The organism is Aeromonas sp. R4-1, assembly GCF_040908325.1.
GTDB classification, from domain to species: Bacteria; Pseudomonadota; Gammaproteobacteria; order Enterobacterales; family Aeromonadaceae; genus Aeromonas; species Aeromonas veronii.
This window is the reverse complement of record NZ_JBFODM010000060.1, coordinates 21,240-47,579: the sequence shown is the minus strand read 5'-3', so window position 1 is coordinate 47,579 and position 26,340 is coordinate 21,240. Positions and strand designations below refer to the sequence as shown.

Genomic DNA, 26,340 nt, shown 5'->3' with positions numbered 1-26,340 from the left:
CATCATACCCCATTCATATCGTGGTAAAAACGACCAAGATGACGGCCCTGACGATTTTGATGATTATTCTGGCCTACCTGGGTGGTTCACTATCCAGTGCTGTGCTGGTCTCCCGTTGCACCGGTCTGCCCGACCCGCGGGATCATGGCTCCCACAATCCGGGGGCAACCAATGTGCTGCGCCTCGGTGGCCGGATGGCGGCGCTGGTGGTGCTGCTGCTCGATGTGCTCAAGGGCACTGTGCCCGTCTATCTCGCCTGGTATCTGCAGATCAAACCCGTTTACCTCGGCTTTATCGGGGTCGCCGCCTGCCTCGGCCATATGTACCCCATCTTCTTTCATTTTCGCGGTGGCAAAGGGGTGGCGACGGCGCTGGGCACCATGATGCCCATCGGCTTTACCATGGGGGGCGCCGTGATTGGCACCTGGCTGCTGGTGCTGCTGGTGAGCGGCTACTCCTCGCTGGCCTCCATCATTACCGTGCTGCTGACGCCGCTCTTTACCTACCTGCTCAAACCCGAATATACCCTGCCAGTCTCCCTGCTCTCCTGCCTCATCCTGATCCGCCATCACGAGAATATCTCCCGCCTGCTCAAAGGAGAGGAACCCAGAGTCTGGGGGCGAAAAGGCGCGGCCTGTGCCGAAGAAGTGGCAGAAATGGACGATGTTGCGCAAAAAAGAGACGAACGAGACAAAAAGTGAAATTTCCCGTTGACCATCTGCCTTAAAATCCGTTTAATAGCGCCCACGCCCAGATAGCTCAGTCGGTAGAGCAGGGGATTGAAAATCCCCGTGTCGGCGGTTCGATTCCGTCTCTGGGCACCAATTTTGGTGCCATGAAATAAAAAATTTGTTCATGCACAATGGTTTAAAGTGTGCCGGCTTAGCTCAGTAGGTAGAGCAACTGACTTGTAATCAGTAGGTCACCAGTTCGATTCCGGTAGCCGGCACCATTTGCCCAGATAGCTCAGTCGGTAGAGCAGGGGATTGAAAATCCCCGTGTCGGCGGTTCGATTCCGTCTCTGGGCACCAATTACAATTCCTCCTTAGTTCAGTCGGTAGAACGGCGGACTGTTAATCCGTATGTCACTGGTTCAAGTCCAGTAGGAGGAGCCAATTCAAAAAGCCCTTGTCGCAAGACAAGGGCTTTTTTCTATTTGGCGCAGCCATTTTTTAACCATAAAAACAACCACACACGCACAGATGAACCGCAGGATAGATATGGAAAATCATGTAGTTATAGAGTCAAAGGGGCGACTTGCCGCCATTCGGAACTGGATGGAACCCGTGCTGGTGCTGCTTATTCTCGGCAGCCTGTTCGGTTACCTCGGCAGCCAGATGGGCCTCTCTGCCATGGTCAACACCCTGTTCAATACCGCCCACCAGCTGCTGCTCAATACTGTGCTCTTTATCATGGGGATCACGGTGCTCTCCGGTGCCCTGAGCCAGCTCTTGAGCGAGTTCGGGGTGATCCGCCTGCTGGAGGTGCTGCTGGCCCCCCTGATGAAGCCGGTGTTTCGTCTGCCCGGTCGCACCGCCCTGGCGGCGCTGATGACCTTCTTCTCCGACAACCCGGCGGTGATCAGCCTCGCCAAGGACAGCCGCTTTCGCAAAGGTTTCACCCCCTGGCAGCTGGTGTCGCTCACCAACTTCGGCACCGCCTTTGGCATGGGACTGATCGTGGTGACCTTTATGGCCACCTTGCAGCTGCCGAGCGGTGAATCCACCGCCAGCGCGGCGCTGATTGGGTTGCTGGGGGCTCTGGTGGGCTCGGTGGTCTCTACCCGACTGATGCAACGGATGATCCGCCCCTTGGTGGGGGAAGTGCTGAACGATGACGCTGTATCGTCCGATGGCCGCAAGGTAGGGGTGACCAAAGAGGCGGCTCCCGGCTGGCTGCGGATCCTCAACTCTCTACTCGATGGCGGCAAATCCGGTGTGGAGCTGGGGATGGCGGTGATCCCCGGCGTGCTGATCATCAGTACCTTCGTGATGCTGCTCACCTTCGGACCCGGCGACAAGGGCTATACCGGCGAAGCGTTTCAGGGGGTAGCCCTGCTGCCGGTGCTGGCCGCCAAGGTGAGCTGGCTGTTTGACCTGCTGTTTGGCTTCCAGCAGCCGGAGCTGGTCGCCTTCCCGGCTACCTCCCTCGGTGCTGTCGGCGCCGCTATGTCGCTGGTGCCCCCCTTTATCGCCAAAGGGTGGATTACCGGTAACGAGGTCGCGGTGTTTACCGCCATGGGGATGTGCTGGAGTGGCTTCCTGAGCACCCACACCGCCATGCTGGATGCCCTCGGCTATCGCCACCTCACCTCCCGCGCCATCGTTGCCCACACCATCGGCGGCCTGTGTGCCGGTGTGGCCGCTCACCAGCTCTATCTGCTGCTGGGCTGAGTCGGGTTCAGACACGGATACAAAAAGAGGCTCTTTGGAGCCTCTTTGCGTTTCCCCCTGCCGCGCCCTGCTCACGGGCATACCAATCACCCTTGTGGCGTGATGCCCTGTACCTTCAACCAGAATCGCTCCTGACAGTGGTTGTGAAACAGCTTGCGGGCTGGAGTGATGGGGATGGGACTGGCGATGACCCGATAGCTGATCCAGCACTCGGCACAAAGCTGCTGAGATGGCGCTTCGTCCTGTTCGGTTTGCTGGCGGATGACGACCCCATTGGCAAACCAGCTGGTGGTTATCTGGTGTTGGATCACAGTGCCGCTCTCATCATGCTCGCTATAGTGTTCACTCTCTTGGCGGGTGAGAGTGACGGGGCTCGCTTGTCGATGAATGGCCCTGATATAGCTGATTAGTTGATTCATTGCCGATCTTGCCGTGATGGTTGGCCTGCACTGGATGAGCTGTACAGGATGAAGAGGGTTAGCGTAACGTGCTGCCTTGGTTGCGGCAATCGCCTCGGCTGCGCCGCAAGTAAACTTGAAAAGGGGAGAGCAATGGGGATCCCGCAAAACAAGGCCGAGCTGCTACTCGCGATCGATACCAATTTCAGTAAGTTGTTCAAGGCGTTGCAGGCCGTCCCTGAGAGCCGGGTGCGGGAGCCGACCCTGGCAGGGCACAGCAAGGGAACCACGATGAGCGTTGTCAATCTGCTGGCCTACCTTATCGGCTGGAACGAACTGCTGATCAAGTGGATCGAGCGGGATGCGGCAGGTCTGCCAGTGGATTTTCCCGAAACCGGTTTTAAGTGGAACGAGTTGGGCGGGCTGGCCCAAAAGTTCTATCGGGATTACGAGGGGCTCAGCTATCCGGCGTTGTTACAGCGGTTGGCTGCCGCCAGAGGGCACATCATCGAACTGGTGGAGGCGCGCAGCGACCTGCAGCTGTATGGCTGCCTCTGGTATGAGAAGTGGACGCTCGGGCGGATGATCCAGTTCAATAGTGCATCCCCCTATCTCAACGCCAACGGGCGGCTGCGCAAGTGGCTAAAAGAGTTGGCGATCAGGGTGTGAAAGGAAGAGGTCGCGGCTCGGGTGGGCGGCAAAACGCTTTGCCACCATATTGCCACTACCGCCCGTGGCTGCAGCCACTGGCCGCCTGACACCCCTTTGCGCTCGGCTATCTCCTGGTGCTGCTTGAACAAATAGATCAGCCATTCAAGGGATTAGCCGGTGCGGTACGTTTTATCGCCGTGCTGGCCCCGCTTATGCACATCTCTTGGCAACACCATTCAGGGTCGTTGTCGCGGAGAGATATCATGATCAGCAACCTGCTCCCCCTTGCCTCTATCGCCCTCAAGCTGGGCAGTCAGCTGCTCGGCAGCAGTGCCAAACCTGAGCCTGTGCAGCAAACAGTGCAGGAAGAGCACCTAGCCCCGACCGTCCAGAGCCTGTTCCAGCGGCTCGGCATCAAGGAGGCCAATAGCGAGCAAAATCGCGCTGCCATCAACCACTTTATGGGTGAGCTGATGCAGACTCTGGGGCAGGAGAATGGTGGTCAATCCCTCCCAGCTGCCATCGACAGCGCCCGCAACCAGCTGGCGAGCGGCACCCAGAGCACCCGCCTCGACGCGCTGCAAAGCGAGCTCGATACCCTCAAGGATTCCCTCGGTGCCAGCAATCTCAACCTCGACCAGCTGCTCGGTGCCTTTAAACAGACCCTGCCTAATGGCAAGGGGGAAGGGGTTGGCAAACTGCTCAATGCTAGCGCCTGAACCGCGGTGAGCAATAAAAAACGGCAACCTGAGGTTGCCGTTTTGCTTTCTAGTTCGAATGACAAGCAGGTTGGTTTAACCCGTCCGTTTTGCCAGCCAGGTTTCGGCTGCGGTCAGGGCTGCCTCAACCTGCTCGCGGGCGACGCCGCCTTTGGCGACCCGTTTAGCGAGGGTCGCTTCCAGTTCCAGATTGGGGTAGACGTCGAACTCGATTACCGGGCTGAAGCGCTGGAACTCGCCGATGGAGAGCTCTTCCAGCGGTTTGCCCACGCTGATGGCGAAGACCACGGTTTCGCCGACGATATGGTGCGCTTCACGGAATGGAATCCCCTTGGCAACCAGATAGTCCGCCAGCTCGGTAGCGTTGGCGTAGCCGCCTTGCGCCGCCGCCATGGTGCGCTCGCCATTCACTTTCAGATCGATCAGCACCAGCGCCGCCATATCGAGGCAGTCGTGCCAGGTGTCGAGGGCATCGAACAGCCCCTCCTTGTCTTCCTGCATGTCCTTGTTGTAAGCCAGCGGCAGCGCCTTGAGGCTCATCAGCATGCCCATCTGGGCGCCGACCACCCGGCCGGTCTTGCCACGGATCAGCTCCAGCGCATCCGGGTTCTTCTTCTGCGGCATTAGTGACGATCCGGAGGTCACCGCGTCAGAGAGCTCGACAAAGCCCGCCTCGCCGGTGTTGTAGAAGATAAGGTCTTCGGCAAAGCGCGACAGGTGGGTCATGGAGAGGGACGCCACGTGCATCAGCTCCACCACGTGATCCCGATCCGAGACCGAATCCAGACTGTTGCGGGTGGCACCGGCAAAGCCCATGTCGAGCGCCAAGGCTTCGCGGTCGATGGCGTAGGCAGTGCCCGCCAGCGCGCCGCAGCCGAGTGGGCTGGTATCGAGGCGCTTGAGGGCATCCTGCAGCCGGGAGTAGTCCCGCTCCAGCATCTCCACATAGGCCAGCGCCCAGTGAGCGAAGGTGACCGGTTGGGCGCGCTGCAGGTGGGTGTAACCGGGCAGCACCGCGGCCTGATTGGCACGGGCGGAGGCGACCAGTCCCTGCTGCAGGGCGGTGATGGAGCCGAGCAGCAGCTCACCCTGCGCCTTGCACCAGAGTTTCAGGTCGGTGGCGACCTGATCGTTGCGCGAGCGGCCGGTGTGCAGTTTCTTGCCGAGATCGCCGACGGCGGCAATCAGTTGGCTCTCGACCCAGGAGTGGATATCTTCGGCGTCCGAACTCAGGATCTGCTGCGGATCCTGCTGCACCGAGGCGAGCAGCACCTCCATCGCCTGCTGCAGCTTGCCCTGCTCATCGGCGGTCAAGACTCCCACTTTTACCAGCGCTTTGGCCCAAGCCATGGAGCCTTGAATATCCTGCTCCGCCAGTCGGTAATCGAACCGCAGCGAATCGTTGAACTGCTTGAACCGGCTATCGGCTCCCTGACTGAAGCGTCCACCCCAAAGTGCCATACTGCTCTCCTTGAATGCGTTGTCGGCGGCGCCCTGGCCACCGAGCTTGAAATCGTGCCCTGTTTTTCTGCGAGCCTGTTATCTCACAGAAGCGGCCGGTGCGCTGCCGCTCTTGTCACACCTGCCGATGGTGGCTCAGGGGCCATGCCCTCGGCCTATAGAAGAGGGGGCCATGCCCCCTCAACGGAATCAACGGGTTATCGCGCTTGCTTAGCCGTGGGTATGGTCGCCACCGATTGCCTGATGCTGCTCCTTCATGGCGCGGATCCGGCTGGCCAGGGTGTAGAGACGGATAAAGCCTTCGGCATGGCTCTGGTCATACACTTCATCGGCGCCGAAGGTGGCGAAGTCTTCGGAGTAGAGGCTGTTCGGCGACTTCTTCTGCACCGCGGTGACCTGCCCCTTGTACATCTTCAGCACCACTTCACCATCGAGATCTTCGGCGATGGCGTTGGCAGAGGCGAGGATCGCCTTGCACAGCGGGGTGAACCAGCGACCGTCATAGACCAGATGGGAGAACTCGGCACCCAGCTTCTCCCGCCAGGCGCGGGTCGGGCGATCCAGTACCAGCTCTTCCACGGCGCGCAGCGCGGCGACCATCACGGTACCGCCCGGGGTCTCGTAGCAGCCGCGGGACTTCATGCCCACCATCCGGTTTTCGGTGATGTCGATGCGGCCTACGCCGTGCTTGCCGGCACGCTCGTTCAGGGTCATCAGGATCTGGTGCGGGCTGAGCGGCTGATCGTCAACGGCCACCACTTCACCCTGCGCCACGGTCAGCTTGACGTACTCCGGCTGATCCGGTGCCTGTTCGGCCGGTACGGTCCACTGCCAGACCGCTTCGGACGGCTCGTTCCAGGTGCTCTCCAGCTCGCCACCTTCGGTGGAGATGTGCCAGGCGTTGGCGTCGCGGCTGTAGATCTTCTTCAGGGTCGCCTTGCAGGGGATGTTGCGGGTCTCCAGATAGGAGAGCAGATCTTCCCGGGAGCGCATGTCCCAGATCCGCCACGGGGCGATGACTTTCAGCTGGGGCGCCAGCGCGGCAACCGCACCTTCGAAACGCACCTGATCGTTACCCTTGCCGGTGCAACCGTGGGAGATGGCATCGGCCCCTTCCGCCAGCGCGGCCTCGACCATCGCCTTGGCGATCACCGGACGGGCCATGGAGGTGCCCAGCAGATAGGTGCCTTCATAGACGGCGCCGGTCTTCAGGGTCGGGTAGACGTACTCTTTGACGAACTCTTCGCGCAGATCCTTGATGATGCACTTGGTGGCGCCGGAGGCGATCGCCTTCTGTTCGATTCCATCCAGATCGTCGCGCTCCTGACCGACGTCGGCCACGAAGGCGATGATTTCGGCGTCATAGTGCTCTTTCAGCCAGGGAATGATGGCCGAGGTATCCAGTCCACCCGAGTAAGCCAGTACGATCTTGTTGATTCCGCTCATTTTACTTCTCTCCATGATGATTCAATAAAGGTGTCGTGATTCAGGTTGAGTACCGCGTTACTTGCCGCCGAGAAGGGTCAGCAACACGGCGTTCTGGATATGCATCCGGTTTTCGGCCTCGTCCATGATGAGGGAGGCGGAACCATCCATCACCTGCGAGGTGATCTCCAGCTCCCGATGAGCCGGCTGGCAATGCAGCACGTGCTGGATGCCGGTGCGGTCGAGCAGGGCCTGATTGATCTGGTAAGGCATAAAGAGGTCTTTGACCTGCTCCATCGGGGTGTTGTCACCCATGGAGACCCAGGTGTCGGTGTAGGCCACATCGAACCCTTCGATATCCGCCACGTCATCGCTGATGTGGATGCTCGCTCCCGACTTGGCCGCCAATGCCTGCGCCTGCAGGAAGATCTGGGTATCCGGGCCGTGGCCTTTCGGGCAGATCAGGGTGACGTCGGTGCCCAGGGTCGCCCCCAGCAGCAGCAGAGAGTGGCTGACGTTGTTGCCATCACCGAGGTAGGCAAGCTTCACCTTCGACAGATCGTCGTAGTGCTCGGCAATGGTCATAAAGTCGGCCAGCCCCTGACAGGGGTGGTAGAGGTTGCACAGGCTGTTCACTACCGGCACTGTGCCGTGCTCCGCCAGCTCGACCAGGGTCTGGTGATCAAACACCCGGGCGACGATGGCATCACACCAGCGCGACAGGTTGGCGGCGAAATCCTTCACCGACTCCCGCTTGCCCAGCGCGCCGTTCTGCTGATCCAGATAGACGCTGTGGCCGCCCAGTTTGGCGATGCCGATGTCGAAGGTGACCCGGGTGCGCAGGGAGGGCTTCTCGAACAGGGTGACCACGCTCTTGCCCGCCAGCGCCTGGCTGTACTTCTTCGGGTCGGCCTTCACTGCCTTGCCCAGCGCAATCAGCGCTTCAATCTGGGCTTTGTTCAGATCACTGTCTTTCAGAAGATGTTGCATCGGATATTCCTTGTTCCGGTGAGGATTAGAGGGCTACCTGATTGCCATCGGCAATCTTGACCAGAGTGCCGACCGCGCCGCCCGCCAGCAGCTTGAGCAGCTGCTCCGGGTAGCGCCAACTGGCGACACAGACCGGCTTGCCGAGGGTCTCGGCGGCGTGCAGGGCTGCTTCTACCTTGACCGCCATGCCGTCCGTGATCACCCCTTTCTCCATCAAATCCAGCGCGGTCAGCTTGTCGAGCTGGGGCACCAGCTTGCCCTTGCCATCGAGGATGCCGCTCACGTCGGAGAGCATGACCAGATCGGCGCCGAGGGCCTCGGCAATGGCGGTGGCGGCCTGATCCGCGTTGACGTTCATCAGCTGCCCGTCGGCAGTGATGCCGATGGAGCTCACCACCGGCAGGAAGCCCTGACCGAGGATGCCTGCTACCAGCGCCGGGTTGCCCGGCTTGCACTCGCCGACCGCGCCGAGATCCGGGTCGAGCTGGGTCACCTGACAGAGGCCGCCATCTGCCAGACAGAGCCCCACCGCCGGAATGCCGGTGGCGATCGCCTTGGCCATCATCTGCTTGTTGGCAGTGCCCGCCAGCGCCCCGGCAATAAAGGGGATCTGCTCGAACGGGGTCACCCGCAAGCCGTTCTTCTTGGTGGAGGTGAGACCCAGCCCCTTGAGCAGGTCATCCACCAGACAGCCACCACCGTGTACCAGCACCAGCGGACGGTGCTGATCGTCGAGAAAGGTTTTGAGGGTGGCGAACAGGGCGGTCAGCGCCTCGTCGTTCTCGATAAGGGCGCCGCCCAGCTTGATTACCAACGTCTGTTTGTCCATGTTCGAAATCCTTCCTAAGTCCTTAAATCAGGCCGGTGGCCGGTTCAAAACCAAATTTGATATTTATGCACTGCATGGCTTGCGAGGCGGCGCCCTTGAGCAGGTTGTCGATGGCCGAGACCACCACCAGCATGTTGCCCTGCTGTTGCCAGGCAATGTCGCAGTAAGGGGTGCCCGCGACACCGCGGATGGAGGGCATCTGGCCGGTGAGGCGCACCAGCGGCTTGCCTTCGTAAGCCTTGAGGAAGGCCTGATCCACCTGGGTGGGGGTGACGCCGTCCGCCAGCTGCACATAGATGGTGGCCAGAATGCCGCGCACATAGTTGCCAAGGTGGGGCTGGAACAGCACCTCCTTGCCGAGGTGGTGGCTGATTTCCGGCTGGTGTCTGTGATTGAAGGTGCCGTAGGGATTGAGGCTCACTTCGCAGAAGCTGGTGTTGATGGCTGCCTTGCGCCCGGCGCCGGAAACCCCGGAGACGGCGTTGATGATCGGCTGCCACCCCTTGGCAATCAGGCCATCCTGCTGCAGCGGCTTGAGGGCGCACAGCGATGCGGTCGGGTAGCAACCCGGCACCGCAATCAGCTGGGCGGTGGCGATGGCATCAGCGTTCCACTCCGCCAGGCCATAGACGGCCTGATCCAGCCACTGTTCGCTCTGGTGGGTGAAGCCGTAGAAGCTGTCGTAGAAGCCCTGATCCTTGACCCGGAAAGCGCCGGAGAGATCGAACACCGGCAGCCCCTTGGCGAGAAACTTGGGTGCGAGCTCGGCGCTCACTTCGTGGGCGGTGGCCAGCAGCACCAGATCGGCCTGGGTCAGGATCCGGGTCATGCCGTCGTCGTCCAGCGGCAGCAGCGGCTGATCGAGGGCACCGACCCACTGGGGATGCAGGGAAGAGAAGCGCTTGTGGGCATCCTGACTGCCGGCGGAGACATAGAGGCCGAACAGCTTGAGTTGTGGGTGGTTCTGTACCAGTGCGGCCAGTTCGGCTCCCGCGTAGCCACTAGCACCGACGATAACGGTGTTAAGCATGTTGAATATTCCAAGTCAGAGTTCGAGATTCACAGCATGACGCTGCAGTGCACAAGGGTGTTCGATCGCCCCTTTGCACAAGTGCGGAGGGGCAATTCAGGCGGGTGTGTGTCGTCGGTTATAGATCAGGTGACAGAACATTAACTTTCCCTTACAACTAGAAGCCTTTGTTGATGAGCCAGATATTCAGGTAAAATTACAGAATATTCATGCACTCACTTTGCATTTGTATTTTCTAACAGAAACATTCCGGGGACGCAAGGAGGAGCTGATGGCCAATCTGGATTTTTTTTCACTTTATAAGAATATTATTGCGATTCCATCTATCAGCAGCACGGATCCCAAGTGGGATCAGAGCAATGAGGCGGTGATCCGGCTGCTGGCCGACTGGTTCGGCCAGCTCGGTTTTCAGTGCGAGGTAACGGCGCTCCCCGATCTGCCGGGCAAGTTCAATCTGGTGGCGACGATTGGTCAGGGGGAGGGCGGTCTGCTGCTGGCGGGTCATACCGATACGGTGCCGTTCGATGAGGGGGGCTGGAGCAAGAATCCCTTCAAGGTGACCGAAGAGGGCAACCGCCTCTATGGCCTCGGCACCATCGATATGAAGGGCTTCTTCGCCTTTATCGTCGAGGCGCTCAAAGAGATTGACCTCACCAAGCTCAACAAGCCGCTGCGTATTCTCGCTACCGCCGATGAAGAGACCACCATGGCGGGGGCCCGCGCCATCGCCGCGGCGGCCGAGCTGAAACCCGACTACGCCGTGATTGGCGAGCCGACCGGACTGGTGCCGGTGGTGGCCCACAAGGGACATATGTCGGAGGCGATCCGCATTACCGGCAAGAGCGGTCACAGCTCGGATCCCGCCAACGGCGTCAACGCCATGGAGATCATGCACAAGGCGATGGGGCAGGTGCTGCGCTTGCAGCAGGATCTGAAAGATCGCTACGCCGACCACCGCTTTGCCGTGCCGCAGCCGACCCTGAACCTCGGTTACATTCAGGGGGGCGACAGCCCGAACCGCATCTGCGGCTGCTGCGAGCTGCATATCGACCTGCGACCTACCCCGCAGGTGGGGCCGGATGAGCTGATGGGGATGCTGAAAGAGGCGCTGTCGCCCATCGAGATCCACCAGCCGGGCTGCCTGCATCTGCAACATCTGCATGAACCCATTCCCGCCTACGCCTGCGCCGACGACTCTCTGCTGGTGCGAGAAGCTGAGAAGGCGAGCGGTCGCGCCGCCGAGTCGGTCAATTACTGCACCGAGGCGCCGTTTATCCAGCAGCTTGGCTGCGAGACCATAGTGATGGGCCCCGGCCATATCACCCAAGCGCACCAGCCGGATGAGTATCTCGACCTCTCCTTCGTCAAGCCGACCACCTCGGTGTTGCAGCACCTGATCAGACGTTTTTGCCTGTAGCGGCGGCGGTGAAAGGGGCGTAAAAACTGTAAGTAAGTTACATAACAAGCCGGTTGTGGAGTGGTGAGGGAAATACATGTTCTGAATCGGCCTGTTATTTGACCTTGCGCAGACAATCTGGGTAGATTGTCACCCTAAGATGACGGAGCATATGTTGTAATCGCACAACAATAAGTGAGGTCGTCTAGCACCCCGGATGGGTGTCAGGCACCAACAAGATAAGGATGTGGAATGAACGAAAAGTACGCCGCACTACGCGCCAACGTAGGTATGCTGGGTCAGCTGCTGGGTAAATCCATCAAGGATCATCAGGGTCAGGCCTTTCTCGACAAGATCGAAACCATTCGCCAATTGGCCAAGTCCTCCCGCAAGGGTAATGAATCAGACCGGGAACGTCTGCTCGATACCCTGCGAACCCTGAGCGATGATGAACTGCTGCCGGTGGCCCGCGCCTTCAGCCAGTTCCTCAATCTGGCCAACGTGGCGGAACAGTTCCACACCATCTCCCGTCGCTGTGAAGAGCAGGTCTGCACCCCGGATCCGCTGGAGCAGATGTTCGACAAACTGAAAGCGTCCAACCTGTCGCAAGAGGCCATCATTCAGGCCGTGCGCGAGCTGGATATCGATCTGGTGCTGACCGCTCACCCCACCGAGGTGACCCGCCGTACCCTGATCCACAAGCACGTACAGCTCAACGACTGCCTCGAGGCGCTGGAGCTCTCCGACCTGCTGCCCCGCGAGCGGGACAAGATCCTCAACCGCATCGAACAGCTCATCAATCAGGCGTGGCACACCAACGAGATCCGCGAACAGCGCCCGACACCGGTCGACGAGGCCAAGTGGGGCTTCGCTGTGGTGGAGAACAGCCTGTGGCCAGCCATTCCCGAATTCATGCGCAATCTGGACGAGCGTCTGCAACACCATCTTGGTGTGCGGCTGCCGCTGGATGCCGCGCCGGTCAAGTTCACCTCCTGGATGGGCGGTGACCGCGATGGCAACCCCTTCGTCACCGCCAAGGTGACTGCCGAAGTGCTAGAGCTGGGCCGCTGGATGGCGGTGAGCCTGTTCTACAAAGACATCAAGGAGCTTACCTCCGAGCTCTCCATGTCCGACTGTACCGACGCCGTGCGCGCTCGCGTTGGCGATCACCCCGAGCCCTACCGTGCGCTGGTGCGCGAGCTGCGTGAAGCGCTGCGCGAAACCAAGGAGCACCTCACCGCCAAGGTGCAGGGCCAGGCGAGCGAGAGTCAGGATCTGGTCAAGACCACCGCCCAGCTGCGCGAGCCGCTGGAGCTCTGCTACCACTCATTGCACGCCTGCGGCATGGGCAACATCGCCGATGGCATGCTGCTGGATGTGCTGCGCAAGGTCGCCTGTTTCGGCATCCATCTGGTCAAGCTGGATATCCGTCAGGATGGCGAGCGTCACGGGCTGGTCTTCTCCGAGCTGACCCGCTATCTGGGTCTGGGTGACTACGCCGAGTGGAGCGAAGATGACAAACAGGCCTTCCTGCTCAACGAACTGAACTCCCGTCGCCCGCTCATTCCCCACGACTGGGAACCGAGCGCCGAGGTGCGCGAGACGCTGGATACCTGTCAGGTCATCGCCGAGCACGACCCCGATGCGTTCGGCATCTACATCATCTCCATGGCCGGTGCGCCGTCCGATGTGCTGTCGGTGCAACTGCTGCTCAAAGAGGCTGGCTGCAAGTTCCGCATGCCGGTCGCCCCGCTGTTTGAAACCCAGGATGACCTGATGGCAGGCACCGCCGTGATGGAGCGTCTACTCTCGGTGGACTGGTATCGCGGCTACATTCAGGGCCGTCAGTACGTGATGATCGGTTACTCCGACTCTGCCAAGGATGCGGGCATGATGGCCGCAGGCTGGGCCCAGTACGCCGCCATGGAATCCCTGGTGGGTCTGGCCGAAGCCAACAATATTCGCCTCACCCTGTTCCATGGCCGTGGCGGTACCGTCGGTCGTGGCGGTGCGCCTGCCCATCAGGCGATCCTCTCCCAGCCGCCGGGATCCCTGCGCGGCGGTCTGCGTACCACCGAACAGGGGGAGATGATCCGCTTCAAGTTCGGTCTGCCGAAAGTGGCGATCAAGAGTCTGGAGCTCTACACCAGCGCCGTGCTGGAAGGGAACCTGCTGCCACCGCCCAAGCCGAAAGAGTGCTGGCGCGAGGTGATGGAACAGCTGGCCGCCGACTCCTGCGATCACTACCGCAGTATCGTGCGCGGTCATCCAGACTTCGTCCCTTACTTCCGTGCCGCCACCCCGGAGATGGAGCTCGGCAAGCTGCCGCTCGGCTCCCGTCCCTCCAAACGCAAGCCCAACGGCGGCGTCGAGAGCCTGCGCGCCATTCCGTGGATCTTCGCCTGGACCCAGAACCGCCTGATGCTGCCGGCCTGGCTCGGTGCCCACAAGGCGCTGCAACAGGCCATCGACGGCGGCAAGCTGGCCGTGCTGGAAGAGATGAGCGCCCAGTGGCCCTTCTTCCGCACTCGTCTTGAGATGCTGGAGATGGTGTTCCTCAAAGCGGACGTCTGGCTCGCCGAGTACTACGACACCCGTCTGGTGCCGCAGGAGCTGTGGGGCCTTGGCAAACAGCTGCGTCAGGAGCTCGCCGAGTCCATCGAGGTGGTGCTGAAACTGAGCCCGCGCGGGGATCTGCTGGAGGATCAGCCTTGGATCAAGGAGTCCATCAAGCTGCGCAACCCCTACACAGACCCGCTCAACGTGCTGCAGGCCGAGCTGCTCAACCGTTCCCGCAACCACCCGGAGACCCTGCACCCCGAGCTGGACAAAGCGCTGATGGTCACCATCGCCGGTATTGCCGCAGGGATGCGTAATACGGGTTGATAGCCAGTCCAAGCCAGCAGGCTTCAGCGATATCCATCAAGCCAAAGGGCGCCGACAAGGCGCCCTTTGTTGTTTCTACGATCTCGCTTGGTTTACAGGTTGTCTCTATGGGGTTGCCGCTTCCAGCGCGGCTATCTCGCCGCCGCTTATAAGCGGCAGGTTGCGGCTGATCTGCTCCACCGGCCAGTCCCACCAGGCGATGGCGTTGAGACGGGCGATGGTGTCGTCGTCGAAGCGGTAGCGGATCACTTTCGCCGGATTGCCGCCGACCAAGGCGTAGGCGGGCACATCGCCGGTGACCACGGAGCGGGCGGCGATAATGGCACCGTTGCCGACTTTTACTCCCGGCATGATCAGGGCGTCATAGCCAATCCAGACATCGTTGCCGATCACGGTATCCCCCTTGTAGGGGAGGCTGCCCGGGGCGGGTGCGGCATGCTCCCAGCCGTTGCCGAAGATAAAGAAGGGGTAGGTGGAGAAGCCGGAGGTCTGGTGGTTGGCGCCATTCATGATGAATTTCACCCCGCGGGCGATGGCGCAGAACTTGCCGATGATGAGCTTGTCGCCGATGAAGGGGAAGTGGTAGAGAACGTTGCGCTCGAAGCCCGCCGAATCCTCCGGGTCGTCGTAATAGGTGTAGTCGCCCACCTCGATATTGGGCCCCTTGATGGTGTTCTTGATAAAGCACACCTGGGGAAAGCCGTTCATGGGGTGGGGATTGGCGGGATCGGGTCCGTGCATCTGGTCTCCTTGGATGGGCCGGGCTAGAGCGCCGGGAAGTAGCAGGCGCTCATGTCGATGGGGTGATCGGGGCTGCCGGGCAGATAGAACTGCCAGCCCGCATCGGAGAAAGCGCGCAGTTCGGTTTCGACAAACTTGATGGCGAGGCTCAGGGCCTGCAGGCTGTCGATGCCGTAGATGAAGGTCTTTTCGCTCAGCCCCGCCAGCTTCACCTTGCAGCGCCAGTCACCGCTGGCGGACTTGGGATCCGGCTCGGGGGCCTTGATGACGATCTTGAGGGTGAGCTGTTCCCCTTCGGTGCTGATGGCGTCGAAGCGGGCGGTAACGATAGCGTTTTTCATCTGGCGATTCCTTTTCCGTGGTACAGCCCCTGCGGTTGCGGGTGGCTGGCGTTCCTGATGGCTGATGAGGTGAAAACTGGACTCAGGACGGCCAGCGTAAATGAACTTGTGAGTTGAAACAATGGGATATGCGTGACCGGGTGAGGGGGCTTTCGCCGCCGTGAGCGAGCGCAGTGGCGGGAGTAGCAACGCGCAGGCCACAGGTGGTGGCCGAGAGGCTGGCAGGCTGCTAGATGTAAAGGATTGTTGGCTGTGGCCGCAGATTTTTCTGCGCTGACGATGAGGGCGAGTGAGTCCTCTTGAGGCAGAATATCTCCCCCCTGTTTGACGCTGAAGTACAGGAGTCTCCGTGGCGCTTTCGGTAACCCAGCTTTATGAAGTGATGGCCCAGCTGCCAGATCCCGTCTTTATCCTCAGTGAAGATGGCTATTACGTGGAATATATCGGCGGCATGGAGCAGCAATCCTATCACGATGGCAATCCGCTGGCGGGCAAGCAGCTGGCCGATGTGCTGCCACCCGAGATGGCCATGTGGGTCAAGGCGCAGGTAGCCGAGTCGCTGGCGAGCGGTCAGGTGCGGGTGGTGGAGTATGAGCTCTCCGCAGCCGAGGTGGGGGGGATCAATGCCGCCGCCGGGCCGCAAGGGATACAGCGTTTTGAGGGCAAGATTGCGCCGCTGCCCTCCCTCTATGACGGCAAGCGGGCGGTGGCCTGGGTGACCCGCAATATCACCCGCCAGTACGAGTTGCAGCAGCGACTGCTGCGCCAGAGTGAAACCGACCAGCTGACCGGCCTCTACAACCGCCGTTTCTTCTTCGAGCACTGCCAGCCGTTGCGGGCAGGGGAAGCCCCCTGTGGTCTTATCATGCTCGACATCGATCACTTCAAGCAGCTCAACGATCGTTACGGCCACCAGCAGGGAGATCGGGCCTTGCAGCGCTTCAGTAGTTGTATCGATGCCCTGTTGCGGGCGGACGACCTCTTTGTACGCAGCGGTGGCGAGGAGTTTCTGATCCTGCTGCCGCGGATCGATGAAGCCGGTTTGCTGCAGATGGCGGAGCAGATCCGTGCCGCCGTCGAAGCGTTGCCTGCCGATCCGGTCGCCATCACGGTCAGTCTGGGTACAACCCTGGTGCAGCCGGAGGAGGAGATCAATCAGGCGCTGGCTCGGGCCGACGAGTGGCTCTATCGGGCCAAGCGGGCAGGCCGCAACCGGGTGGCGCACTGCCCGGCAGGTTGAAAGTGCCGCTCCGGTCGCTGTGGGAAATAGCCTGCGCTTTTACCCTGAATAAATTGGCTGACATCACTGTCAATTAGTAGAAAAGTTGGCCGTATTATTTAACTCATATTCCACAGCTTAAGGTGTTAATATTATCGGCCTGATCGCTGGTCTTATTTGTGTTGTTGGGCAACAGCATGAGGTTTTATCGGTATGTTATCAAACAGGCGTGAATCGGGTTTTGGGTGACGAATGTGATACATCCTGTTGTCTTTTGAAACATTCCGATTCAAACAGTCATGAATTATTAACCTTGACCCGGATAGCGATTTCAACGATGGTAGCGTGGCCGCTCCGTTTCTCTCCGGTGGCCCTGTTGGCCGCTGGCGGCGTTGTTTTTTCATGTGCAGGGCGATATGCAACGACATATCTCCAGCCTGTTATTCGGGCTAATAAAAATAATGATGACAGATTAATAAGGTATATATTGCAATGAGTGTTTCTATTGCTGAAAAGAGTAACCCTGTTTCAAAATTTAAATGGGAGAAAAGCGATTCGGTATGGACCATGGGCCTATATGCCACTGCTGTCGGTGCCGGTACGTTATTTCTCCCTATTACTGTTGGCAGTAATTCTCCGGTTATTTTGCTATTTATTTTATTGCTGGCTTTTCCGCTCTCTTATTATTCCCACCGGGCATTGAGCCGCTTTGTGCTCTCCAGTTCCCATCGGGAAGGGGATATCACCCATGTGGTGGAGGAGCACTTCGGTGCCAAGGCGGGCAAGCTGCTGATGCTGATCTATCTGATGGCCTTCTACCCCATCATTCTGGTCTACAGCATCTCCATCACCAACGCGATCCAGAGCTTCGCTGTTCACCAGCTGGGGGATGCCGAGCTGCCGCGCGGCTTGCTGGTGCTGGGGGTGATGCTGGGCCTGCATCTGGTGCTGCTGGCCGGCAAACAGATCGTAGTGTCGGCCATCAGCGTGCTGGCGCTACCGATGGTCGCCTTTCTGATTGGCCTCTCCATCTATCTGCTGCCCCAGTGGAGCCTCTCCTACTTCAGCGAGAGTCAGGCGGTGGACTGGCGTGATCCGGCGTTCTGGAAATCCCTCTGGCTGATCGTGCCGGTGATGGTGTTTTCGTTCAGCCATGCGCCTATCATCTCCTCCTTCAGTGCGGCGCAGAAGAAGCGTTGCCAAGAGAGTGCCGACCTGCGTGCCAAGCGGATCATCAAGTGCAGCAGCCTGCTGATTTGCGGCAGCGTGCTCTTCTTCGTGGTGAGCTGCGTGATGAGCCTGAGTCAGGCCGAGATGGCGCAGGCGCGCATCGACAATATCTCGGTGCTGTCGGCGCTGGCGAACAAGTTCTCCAATCCGCTGATCGCCTATGTGGGGCCGCTTATCGCCATTCTGGCCATGTCCAAATCCTTCCTCGGCACCTCCATGGGGGTGAGCGAGGGGACGGTGAGCATGGTGAGCGGCGCCTGTCAGGGGCTGGGTCTTTCCCTGCGTGAAACGACTATCGCGCGGGTCTCGTCGGTGATCCTGTTCGTGGTGACCGGGGTGATTACCTACCTCAATCCGAACGTGCTGGAGATCATCGAGAAGGTGAGCGGGCCGCTCATCGCGGTGATCCTGTTCCTGCTGCCGGCCTGTTCCATCTATCGTCTGCCCGCCCTCAAGCGTTATCGCGGGCCGAGTACCCTTTTTGTGTTGGTGATGGGGCTGCTTGCCATCTCGGCCCTTATCTACGATCTGCTTTGACCGGGCGGTATCCCACAAATCAAAAAGGGCGACCATCTGGTCGCCCTTTTTCTGTGCATCGGGGTTAGCCGAGTAGGCCGCTGGCGCTCTGGCCCGCCATCAGCAAGCCGATGGCCAGCACGCTGAACCAGACCAGGGTTGCGCTTACCAGCAGATAGCCGCTGGCGACGAACAGACCGTCCCGCTGCAACATGCCGGTGGCCAGCAGCAGGATGGCCCAGGCAGGCATGGCGTTGGTAAACGGGATGGCGCCCAAGGGCAGCATCAGCAGCAGGGCGGCCAGCATGATCAGCAGGCCGTTGCAGCGGTTGACCGTGTTGCTGCCGGTCAGCACCAGCAGGCGCGGGCGGATAACGCGATCGACCCGGGCCAGCAGATCCGCCCCCTTGTGCAGGGTCGGCTTGAGCTGGTCGGCGGCGAAGCGGCGCTCCATCAGCATGGCGGGTAGCCAGGGCACCCGGTTGAGGGTGATGCCTATACCGATAAAAAGGATCAGCAGGCCAAACGGGGTGCTGACACCGGGGATGGAGACCGGCAACAGAAAGGAGACGGTGAGCAGCACGCAAAACAGCAGCATGCCCTGTTCGCCCACCAGCTCCAGCATCTGGCGCAGGCTGATGTGGCTTTCGTCGATGGCGTGCGCGGTGGCCCGCAGGGTATCCGCGAGGGTGGTTTGGGGGTCGTGAAGTTGCGCGGCAACCATTCCCTGATGTCCTTCTGAGTGGTGATGACAGGTCCCTATGACCCGCTTTGGCGCCAGCATACGTGGCAGAGGTTAACCGCCGATGAATGGTGGCGGGGGGGGCATAGCGGCGCCAGTGGGGCGGCTCGGCAGAGGTTCCGGTGAGAGGGAAATCCCGCGATGAAAGTGATCCGGTACAGCCGCCATTTAGGATGGGCCTAGGACGCCTCTGGTATGCTTTCTGCACAATCACACAGGGAGCAGGGGATGATGATGAAGAGAGCCGGGATAGTGATGATGGGATTGTTGCTGCCACTGGGGCAGGCCTGGAGTAGCGAGGCCGCGACCACATCCGGTTGGCAGGTGACGCCATTTTTCGGTTACAGCTCAGCCATCGACTTCGAGAAGAGTGACGATGTGGTGCAGCCGGTGCCGCTTTCTGCATCGTTTGATTCACTGCAGGGACAGGGCTCCGGCAGCTGGGGCCTCTTTATCAGCAAGGAGGTGGATGATCCCGGCATGATCGAGCTGCTCTACAGCCATCAGTCCACCACCCTCTCTCCCGACCAGCCGGATCGCCTGACGGTGGATACTTTGCACTTTGCCGGTGCGCTGACCCTCTTTGACAACCTGATGGCGCCCTAAATCGGCGCCGGGATCGGGGTGACCCGCTTTGCCGCCTACGACAGCGAGGTGACCCCTTCCATGTCGCTGGCGCTTGGGGTGCAACCGCGCCTCGCCGAGCATCTGGCGCTGCGGGCCGAGGTGCGCGGTTATGGCTCGCTGGTCAACGACAACAACCAGTTTCTCTGCAACCCGGAGCAGTGCGTGTTCAAGGTGCGCGGGGAGCTGGTAACCCAGTGGCAGGCCAATATCGGTCTTACCTTCCGCTTTTAAGCGAGGGGATTTTCCCCATGAAACAGGGGCCATTGGGCCCCTGTTTCAGCAGCAATGTTTCGCCGTGATCGGCAATCAACCTGCAGATCTTCATACCTCCTTGTTAGTCGGCGTTGCCCATACCGCGCAGTTTCTGCCCGCCTCCTTGGCGCCATAAAGCGCCTGATCCACCCGTTTGAATAGCGAGACTGCCGGCTCCTTGGGCTCGCGGATCCCCACTCCCAGGCTGACCGTCATGGTATGGGCCGGGTCGGGTGCTATGGTGCGGGTCGCAGTGAGCAGGGTGTTGGCCAGTTGCTGTAGCTCGGCTTCGTGGGCGACGGGCAGCAGCAGGGCAAACTCTTTACCCCCGACACGGGCCGCCAGCGCACCGGGCGGGCAGTGCTGTTGCAACAGCTCGCCAAACTGCTGCAACACCCGATCCCCGATATCGTGACCGTAGTTGTCATTGATCCGCTTGAAGTGATCCAGATCCAGCAGGATGAGGGCGTGGCAAATCCCCTGTTCCAGAAACAGCTGCTGATGAAAGTAGCGCCGGTTTGGCAGCCGGGTCAGATCGTCGAACAGCGCCTGTTGTCTGAGCTGGGTATTGATGTGGAAGAGGTGGTGCATGGTGCTCAGGATGCCGATGCTGCTGAGCAGGATGCCGCTGGAGCGCAGCAAATCCTCGGCATAGATGGCGAGCCAGAGTGGCTGCGCCACCAGCTCATCCATGATGTCGGCGGTGGCCCCCATGATCCACAACATCAGACCGCAGGAGAGCATGCGGTAGGTGTGGGTGGGCAGGTGGGCGCACTGCACCACCCAGAACAGGAACAGCATGGTGAGCCAGTTGATCACCTCGAAGCCAAAGCTGACGGCGTAAAAGCGCTCGTAAGGGAAGTGGGGCAGCAGCAACAGATGAAGGGCCATGATGGCCAGCATCACTATCCCCAGCAGCGCGATGTGGGCGCGATGCTCCCGGTCGAGATGACGGTAGTGGGAGAGGCTGATGTCGAGACGATCGAACTGCATGGTGTTCCTCGGATTGGGCCTGCCATCAGGTTGCAAACAAGAGGCTGCGTAATGGCATGCCGTGGTCGGATAACAGGAAACGGCTGGTCTGTCAGTGTAAACGAGCGTGCCCGCAGCGCGCGATATCGATGACGTCAGCTTGTGGGCTGGCTCAGGGTTTGCGCACTTCTGGTGCGTGAAGTATCGCCTGCCCTGTGACAGGGCGACCCTGGGCAGGTTAGCGCAGCTCATGCGCCAAATTGGTGCGTTGATGATGTGTGATCTTTCTAATGCAATGATTTAAAAGGATTTAAATTTATGGCCCGCTTTATGCTTTTTAGATGTCAGACGGTCTCTTGCGGTCATCGACGGCAGATGCAGTGATGAGGAAGTGGCAAGAGGCATCCCCGTGCCGGGCACGGGTGTGATTCTGGCGGGTTGCAGCAACACCTTGCGGTTCGCCACAGATTCAATCAGGGAAACGGAGCCGGTCTTGTACCGGTACGACAGGGAAGGAGAGTGCTCTATGGTCAAAAAATGGATGATGGCGGGTCTGACGATGTTGCCTGCCTTGCTGGTTACCCCAAGTTGGGCCGAAGAGGTCGCTCAGGTACAGGCGGCGGTGGCGCCGGTTGCCGCCATGACAATCAACAAGGGTGACAACACCTGGATGCTGCTCTCGGCGGCGCTGGTGATCCTGATGTCGATCCCCGGTCTGGCCCTCTTCTACGGTGGTCTGGTGCGGGCCAAAAACATGCTGAGTGTGCTGATGCAGGTCTTTACCCTGTTCTGCCTTATCTGCGTGCTCTGGGTGATCTACGGCTATTCGCTGGCCTTTACCGAGGGGGGAAATTTCTACGGCTCCTTCAGCAAGGTGCTGCTCAAGGGTGTGACCCCTGACTCCATCGCCGCCACCTTCAGCAAGGGTGTCGGGATCAGCGAGCTGATCTATGTGGTGTTCCAGGGGGCCTTTGCCGCCATCACCTGCGGCCTTATCGTGGGGGCGTTTGCCGAGCGCATCAAGTTCGCTGCCGTGCTGCTCTTCTCGGTGATCTGGTTCACCTTCGCCTACATCCCGCTGGCTCATATGGTGTGGTACTGGGCGGGTCCGGATGCCTATACCAGCGCCGAGGCTGCGGCCACAGCGACCGCCACTGCGGGTTATCTGTTCCAGCATGGTGCGCTGGATTTTGCAGGCGGCACAGTGGTGCACATCAACGCCGCCGTGGCGGGTTTGGTGGGTGCCTATCTGGTGGGCAAGCGTCTGGGCTACGGTCGTGATCCTATGACCCCCCACAGCCTGACCATGACCATGATCGGCGCCTCCCTGCTCTGGTTCGGCTGGTTCGGTTTCAACGCGGGCTCCGCGCTGGAAGCCAACGGTATCGCCGCTCTCGCCTTTATCAACACCTGGGTGGCGCCGGCTGCAGCAGCTCTCTCATGGACCTTGGCCGAGTGGGTGATGAAAGGGCGTCCCTCCCTGCTGGGTGCAGCCTCTGGTGCGGTGTCCGGTCTGGTGGTGATCACCCCGGCAGCCGGTTTCGTCGGAGTTGGCGGTGGTCTGGTGATGGGCCTTATCAGTGGCGTGGCGGGTCTGTGGGGTGTCCACGGTCTCAAGCGCCTGCTGGGGGCCGATGACAGTCTGGACGTGTTTGGCGTACACGGGGTGTGCGGTATTCTCGGCGCCCTGCTGACCGGCGTTTTTGCCAGCCCGGATCTGGGCGGTACCGGGGTGTGGGACTATGTCACCAATCAGGTTGCCGAGGGCTACTCCATCCTGACTCAGGTGAAGATCCAGGCTGTCGGGGTCGGTGTCACTCTGCTCTGGTCCGGTGCCGTGGCGGCGATTGCCTTCAAGGCGGTCGACATGCTGGTGGGTCTGCGGGTGAATGGCGATGCCGAGCGGGAAGGGCTGGATGTCACCTCCCACGGCGAGAAGGCTTACAGCATGTAATCCCGAATGCCAGACAACAAAAAACCGCCGGAACCGGCGGTTTTTTTATGACTCTAAAGCTGCAAAGCCTGAGTTCACACGCTTAATTCACGACGGCCACGTTGATGCTGCCATTGCCCTGGGTCATGCGTACACGGGCGCCCGGGGTGAAGGTGGGGCTGGCTTTCTGCACGACCACGATGGCTTCGCCGTTCTCTTTCTTGATCTCCAGCTCGACACCGTCGACCTGATTCATCTTGTTGCCGATGGCGTTGCCTGCCGCTGCACCGGCGATGGCGCCGCCTGCGGCTGCGATGTCGCGTCCGGTGCCGCCACCGACTGTGCTGCCCAGCAGGCCACCGACCACGGCGCCGCCAATGGTGCCAATCAGGGAGTTCTCATCGGCCTGGATCTTCACCGGGCGGGTGGAGATGATGGTGCCGTAGCTGACGGTCTGCACCTGTTTGGCGCGGTCCTTGGTGTAAACATCGCCAGAGTAAACGTCACTGTTGGCGCATCCGGTGATGGTGGTCGCTGCCAGCAGGGCAATAAGGGTCATACGCTTCAACATGGTGGGCCTCCTGGGCTGCACGTAATTTGAACAATCCGGTTGATGAGTGAACTTTACTCCAACCCCGTCACACATGAAATCGGCAAAATGTAACCAATTATGCGTTCTGTAACCGGTTTTGTCCTTGAATCGCAGCTGTACCGGAGAGGGTTTTAACCAGCAGCAAACGGTCTTCTCCGGGGCCGAAATAGTCGGCTATTTCCGCCTGCAATGTGTAACCGAGCCGGTAGTAGAGGCGCTGGGCCGGATTGGCCGGATCGACCGTGAGCCGCAGTTCGCTGATCTGCAGCGCCTGCTGGTTGGCCTCCATCTGGCGCATCATTCGCTCGGCCAGACCAAAACCGCGAGCCTCGGGCAGCACCGCCAGCGAGAGTACCCAGCCTTGCGACCGCTCCTGACCGAATCCCCCCAGCACATAACCCACCAGCTGCCCCTCGTATTCGGCCACCAGCAACAACTCGGGCCACAAATCCATCGCCTGACGGAAGAAGAAGGCGGGATAGACATCTTCGCCAAACACCTTGGCATCGATCTGCCAGATGGCGTGCATGTCATTGTGGGTAGCGGCGCGTAGCAGGGGCGGGTTGTGGTGCATCAGGACTCCATTGGCAGCAAACGGATCGGCAACGCCGCTGACCTTGGGGTCAACGGCAGAAAAGGAGTCATAGGGTAGTGGTCATCCCCTGCCGGATGCAAGGGATTGGCGGTTATGGCGGCAGGGGGCGGCTCTGGGGCAGTTTGGGAGCTTTGCGCAAGCCGTCGAGCAGATGGCGGAGGGTGAGCCAGGGGTGGCGCAGCAACATGCGCGGGCCGCTCCACTTCATCACCTGCTGGATCTGTTTGCGCATCGCCGGTGCGTAGCAGTGGATATTGCAGTTGGCACAGGTGGGTTTGTGGCCGTGGCCATAACGGCAGCGACGTAGGCGCTGATGGGCGAAATCCCGCAACTGGCGACAGTGGCGGCAATGGGGATCCTGATGATGGTGCTGGCAGTAGAGGCGGATCATGGCGCTGACCGTCTGCTGCTCGCGCATGAGTCTGGGATGGTCACTCGCCTTTTTGCTGGCTGCGGCGTGTGAGCCCCGGGCTGGGCTGGCATGATGACTTTTCATGGCCGCCATTCTCCTGACCTGCTCGCTTGGGGTGTTGATACAGGTCAAAAGGGGGGATAAAAAACAGGGCCCGCAGGCCCTGTGTCATCAGATGAGGCTGGTTGCCTGCTCCAGCCAGGCGAGATCCTCGCCCTCGAGCAGCGGGCTCAGGCGGCGGAACACCTCGACATGGTATTCGTTGATCCAGCGGAATTCGGCCGGGCTCAGCAGGCTGCGGTCGATCAGGCGGGTATCGAACGGCACGTAGGTCAGGCGCTCGAAGCCCAGCATCGGCAGCTCGCCAACCTGTTCCAGCTCGGTCACGACTACCAGGTTTTCGCAACGGATGCCAAAGCCATCTTCACGGTAGTAGCCCGGCTCGTTGGAGAGCACCATGCCCGGTTGCAGGGCAACCATGCTCCCTTTCGGCGCGATGCGCTGGGGCCCTTCGTGGACGCTCAGGAAGTGGCCGACGCCGTGGCCGGTGCCGTGGTCGTAGTTGTAACCGGCTTGCCACAGCGGCATGCGGGCCAGCACGTCGAGTTGGATACCGGCGGTGCCACGGGGGAAGCGGGCCTGATCCAGCGCGATATGGCCCTGCAGTACCCGGGTAAACATCGCTTTCTGCTCGTCGCTCACCTCACCCACCTTGATGGTGCGGGTGATGTCGGTGGTGCCATCCATATACTGGGCGCCGGAGTCCAGCAGATAGAGGCTGTCCTGACCGAACGCACGGGGGGTGCCATTGGTGTGGTGGTAGTGGCACATGGCGGCGTTGGGGCCGAGCGCGGAGATGGTATCGAAGCTCGGCTCGACGTAGTGCTCCTGCTCGCGGCGGAACGCTTCCACCTGATCGGCCAGAGTGCCTTCATCCACCCCCTCGAACTCGCCGGAGGCGACCAGCCGATCCAGCCAGGCGAGGAAGCGGGTCATGGCCACACCATCGCGCAGATGAGCGGCACGCATGCCGGTCAGTTCGATTTCGTTCTTGCATGCTTTCGGCAGCATGGTGGGGTCTTGCCCTGCCACCAGAATGGCGCCCGCCTCTTCCATGACGAGCTGGGTCCAGGCGTTGGCGCTGTCCGGATCGGCCAGCACCTTCTGCTGATCTTCACCGATGCGCTGCAACACGTCGCCCAGCTTGTCGATGGGGTAGACGGAGACGTCCTGCCCCACGTGCTGGGTGAAGGCGAAGCAGTCAATTTTGTCGGTATCGACGAAGAAATCCATGCTGGTGTTGGCGTAGAGCACGGCAAAGCCCAGTACCACCGGCAGCCGGTCGATGTCGCGGCCACGCAGGTTGAGCAGCCAGTTGATGGGCTCGGCCTGGGTCAGCAGCACGGCATCCAGCCCGCGCTTGCGCAGGTCGGCTGCCAGCTGTTCACGTTTGGACTGGCTGGACTGGCCCGCCAACTCCTCGCTGTAGAGGATGACCGGGCTCTTGGTCGGCTCCGGGCGATCGCTCCAGTTCAGGTCGATGGGGTTCTGCTCGACGCGGATCAGCTCGATACCGCGGTCGGCCAGCACGGCCTTGGCATTCTTGTACCAGGTCAGGCTGTGCAGGCGGGCATCGAAGCCGACCCGGGAGCCTGACGGCAGTTGCTCGGCCAGCCATTGCACATGGGGATTTTCAATGAGGTGGAGGAATTCGAACAGTTCGGCGGGAGTTTGCATCCGCGCCTGTACCGTATAGCGACCATCGACAAAGAGGGCTGCCCGCTGGGCCATGATGATGGCGACGCCGGCAGAGCCGTTGAAACCGGTGATCCAGTCAAGCCGCTCGGCATAGGCGGGGATGTACTCGCCGAGGTGCTCATCATCGTGGGGGACGATAAAGGCGTCCAACTCCTGCATGGCCAGCTCGGCCCTGACTTGGGCGACGCGGGTTTCAATTATCTCGAAATTATTCATGTCGTTAGTGCCAGAT

Annotated in this window: 23 protein-coding genes, 4 tRNA genes and 1 pseudogene; 14 read left to right on the top strand and 14 right to left on the bottom strand. The window is 60.4% G+C overall.

The genetic code is table 11. The features are described 5' to 3' along the window. The first annotated feature begins 38 nt into the window (after window positions 1–38). From plsY to AB5Y90_RS09765, 6 genes are all read left to right on the top strand, one after another. Window positions 39–701, top strand: coding sequence for a glycerol-3-phosphate 1-O-acyltransferase PlsY (plsY, locus tag AB5Y90_RS09790; RefSeq protein WP_042053596.1), 663 nt, complete (start codon window positions 39–41; stop codon window positions 699–701). 47 nt (window positions 702–748) lie between these two features. Continuing rightward, a tRNA-Phe gene (locus AB5Y90_RS09785) sits at window positions 749–824 on the top strand. Window positions 825–876: 52 nt separating this feature from the next. Then, window positions 877–952, top strand: a tRNA-Thr gene (locus AB5Y90_RS09780). Between the two features lie 3 nt (window positions 953–955). Then, a tRNA-Phe gene (locus AB5Y90_RS09775) sits at window positions 956–1,031 on the top strand. A gap of 8 nt (window positions 1,032–1,039) precedes the next feature. After that, a tRNA-Asn gene (locus AB5Y90_RS09770) sits at window positions 1,040–1,115 on the top strand. A 105-nt stretch (window positions 1,116–1,220) separates the two neighbouring features. Next, a complete protein-coding gene (locus AB5Y90_RS09765; protein WP_005355060.1) occupies window positions 1,221–2,393 on the top strand; it encodes a nucleoside recognition domain-containing protein in 1,173 nt (390 codons plus the stop codon). An 86-nt stretch (window positions 2,394–2,479) separates the two neighbouring features. Here the strand turns inward: AB5Y90_RS09765 and AB5Y90_RS09760 are convergent, their stop codons facing one another. After that, a complete protein-coding gene (locus tag AB5Y90_RS09760) occupies window positions 2,480–2,812 on the bottom strand; it encodes a hypothetical protein (protein ID WP_042053566.1) in 333 nt (110 codons plus the stop codon). A 132-nt stretch (window positions 2,813–2,944) separates the two neighbouring features. On the opposite strand from AB5Y90_RS09760, the gene AB5Y90_RS09755 reads away from it, so the two are divergent. Together AB5Y90_RS09755 and AB5Y90_RS09750 are read left to right on the top strand one after the other, a co-directional pair. Then, complete coding sequence (locus AB5Y90_RS09755; RefSeq protein WP_139747732.1) at window positions 2,945–3,460, top strand: ClbS/DfsB family four-helix bundle protein; 516 nt, start codon at window positions 2,945–2,947, stop codon at window positions 3,458–3,460. Between the two features lie 245 nt (window positions 3,461–3,705). Further along, window positions 3,706–4,161 carry a hypothetical protein gene (locus AB5Y90_RS09750; protein ID WP_201952846.1) on the top strand — a complete coding sequence of 152 codons (456 nt, stop codon included), beginning with the start codon at window positions 3,706–3,708 and terminating at the stop codon, window positions 4,159–4,161. A 75-nt stretch (window positions 4,162–4,236) separates the two neighbouring features. Here AB5Y90_RS09750 and argH read toward each other — a convergent pair whose 3' ends face one another. From argH to argC, 5 genes are all read right to left on the bottom strand, one after another. Beyond that, window positions 4,237–5,622: an argininosuccinate lyase gene (gene argH / locus AB5Y90_RS09745; protein WP_193860485.1), complete on the bottom strand. Its 1,386-nt coding sequence runs from the start codon at window positions 5,620–5,622 to the stop codon at window positions 4,237–4,239. Window positions 5,623–5,832: 210 nt separating this feature from the next. Beyond that, window positions 5,833–7,068, bottom strand: a complete 1,236-nt coding sequence (locus AB5Y90_RS09740) for an argininosuccinate synthase (RefSeq protein ID WP_201952843.1) — start codon at window positions 7,066–7,068, stop codon at window positions 5,833–5,835. A gap of 57 nt (window positions 7,069–7,125) precedes the next feature. Continuing rightward, window positions 7,126–8,037, bottom strand: coding sequence for an ornithine carbamoyltransferase (locus AB5Y90_RS09735; RefSeq protein ID WP_139411626.1), 912 nt, complete (start codon window positions 8,035–8,037; stop codon window positions 7,126–7,128). A 25-nt stretch (window positions 8,038–8,062) separates the two neighbouring features. After that, window positions 8,063–8,866 (bottom strand): acetylglutamate kinase, encoded by an 804-nt coding sequence (argB, locus tag AB5Y90_RS09730; RefSeq protein ID WP_201952840.1) that lies wholly within the window; start codon window positions 8,864–8,866, stop codon window positions 8,063–8,065. A gap of 22 nt (window positions 8,867–8,888) precedes the next feature. Then, on the bottom strand, window positions 8,889–9,896 hold the full coding sequence (gene argC / locus AB5Y90_RS09725) for an N-acetyl-gamma-glutamyl-phosphate reductase (protein WP_179903065.1): 1,008 nt from the start codon (window positions 9,894–9,896) through the stop codon (window positions 8,889–8,891). Between the two features lie 271 nt (window positions 9,897–10,167). Here argC and argE point away from each other — a divergent pair, with 271 nt between their 5' ends. Next, window positions 10,168–11,313, top strand: coding sequence for an acetylornithine deacetylase (gene argE / locus AB5Y90_RS09720; protein WP_307896112.1), 1,146 nt, complete (start codon window positions 10,168–10,170; stop codon window positions 11,311–11,313). A gap of 231 nt (window positions 11,314–11,544) precedes the next feature. Next, the gene (ppc, locus tag AB5Y90_RS09715) at window positions 11,545–14,178 is read left to right on the top strand and encodes a phosphoenolpyruvate carboxylase (protein ID WP_115522987.1); all 2,634 of its coding nucleotides are present in this window, start codon (window positions 11,545–11,547) and stop codon (window positions 14,176–14,178) included. Window positions 14,179–14,283: 105 nt separating this feature from the next. On the opposite strand, the gene AB5Y90_RS09710 is transcribed toward ppc, so the two are convergent. Then, the gene (locus AB5Y90_RS09710) at window positions 14,284–14,919 is read right to left on the bottom strand and encodes a Vat family streptogramin A O-acetyltransferase (RefSeq protein ID WP_257124228.1); all 636 of its coding nucleotides are present in this window, start codon (window positions 14,917–14,919) and stop codon (window positions 14,284–14,286) included. A 23-nt stretch (window positions 14,920–14,942) separates the two neighbouring features. Beyond that, window positions 14,943–15,260, bottom strand: a complete 318-nt coding sequence (locus AB5Y90_RS09705; protein ID WP_201958524.1) for a hypothetical protein — start codon at window positions 15,258–15,260, stop codon at window positions 14,943–14,945. A 349-nt stretch (window positions 15,261–15,609) separates the two neighbouring features. Here AB5Y90_RS09705 and AB5Y90_RS09700 point away from each other — a divergent pair, with 349 nt between their 5' ends. Next, window positions 15,610–16,500, top strand: coding sequence for a sensor domain-containing diguanylate cyclase (locus AB5Y90_RS09700; RefSeq protein WP_257124229.1), 891 nt, complete (start codon window positions 15,610–15,612; stop codon window positions 16,498–16,500). A 471-nt stretch (window positions 16,501–16,971) separates the two neighbouring features. Further along, on the top strand, window positions 16,972–18,246 hold the full coding sequence (locus AB5Y90_RS09695) for an amino acid permease (RefSeq protein ID WP_307896116.1): 1,275 nt from the start codon (window positions 16,972–16,974) through the stop codon (window positions 18,244–18,246). A gap of 64 nt (window positions 18,247–18,310) precedes the next feature. Here AB5Y90_RS09695 and AB5Y90_RS09690 read toward each other — a convergent pair whose 3' ends face one another. Then, window positions 18,311–18,949 (bottom strand): exopolysaccharide biosynthesis protein, encoded by a 639-nt coding sequence (locus AB5Y90_RS09690; RefSeq protein WP_368166841.1) that lies wholly within the window; start codon window positions 18,947–18,949, stop codon window positions 18,311–18,313. Window positions 18,950–19,201: 252 nt separating this feature from the next. On the opposite strand from AB5Y90_RS09690, the pseudogene AB5Y90_RS09685 reads away from it, so the two are divergent. After that, window positions 19,202–19,825: pseudogene (locus AB5Y90_RS09685) on the top strand (outer membrane beta-barrel protein). Between the two features lie 90 nt (window positions 19,826–19,915). Here the strand turns inward: AB5Y90_RS09685 and AB5Y90_RS09680 are convergent. Beyond that, complete coding sequence (locus tag AB5Y90_RS09680) at window positions 19,916–20,839, bottom strand: GGDEF domain-containing protein (protein WP_307896119.1); 924 nt, start codon at window positions 20,837–20,839, stop codon at window positions 19,916–19,918. A gap of 505 nt (window positions 20,840–21,344) precedes the next feature. Between AB5Y90_RS09680 and amt the strand changes: the two genes are divergently transcribed. Then, on the top strand, window positions 21,345–22,772 hold the full coding sequence (amt, locus tag AB5Y90_RS09675) for an ammonium transporter (protein ID WP_307896121.1): 1,428 nt from the start codon (window positions 21,345–21,347) through the stop codon (window positions 22,770–22,772). Between the two features lie 82 nt (window positions 22,773–22,854). Here the strand turns inward: amt and AB5Y90_RS09670 are convergent, their stop codons facing one another. From AB5Y90_RS09670 to AB5Y90_RS09655, 4 genes are all read right to left on the bottom strand, one after another. Next, on the bottom strand, window positions 22,855–23,322 hold the full coding sequence (locus AB5Y90_RS09670; protein ID WP_005340126.1) for a glycine zipper 2TM domain-containing protein: 468 nt from the start codon (window positions 23,320–23,322) through the stop codon (window positions 22,855–22,857). Between the two features lie 97 nt (window positions 23,323–23,419). Next, on the bottom strand, window positions 23,420–23,917 hold the full coding sequence (locus AB5Y90_RS09665) for a GNAT family N-acetyltransferase (RefSeq protein ID WP_307896122.1): 498 nt from the start codon (window positions 23,915–23,917) through the stop codon (window positions 23,420–23,422). A 112-nt stretch (window positions 23,918–24,029) separates the two neighbouring features. Then, complete coding sequence (locus tag AB5Y90_RS09660; RefSeq protein ID WP_005356534.1) at window positions 24,030–24,434, bottom strand: nitrous oxide-stimulated promoter family protein; 405 nt, start codon at window positions 24,432–24,434, stop codon at window positions 24,030–24,032. 87 nt (window positions 24,435–24,521) lie between these two features. Next, on the bottom strand, window positions 24,522–26,324 hold the full coding sequence (locus tag AB5Y90_RS09655) for an aminopeptidase P family protein (RefSeq protein ID WP_005355029.1): 1,803 nt from the start codon (window positions 26,322–26,324) through the stop codon (window positions 24,522–24,524). Window positions 26,325–26,340: the final 16 nt, after the last annotated feature.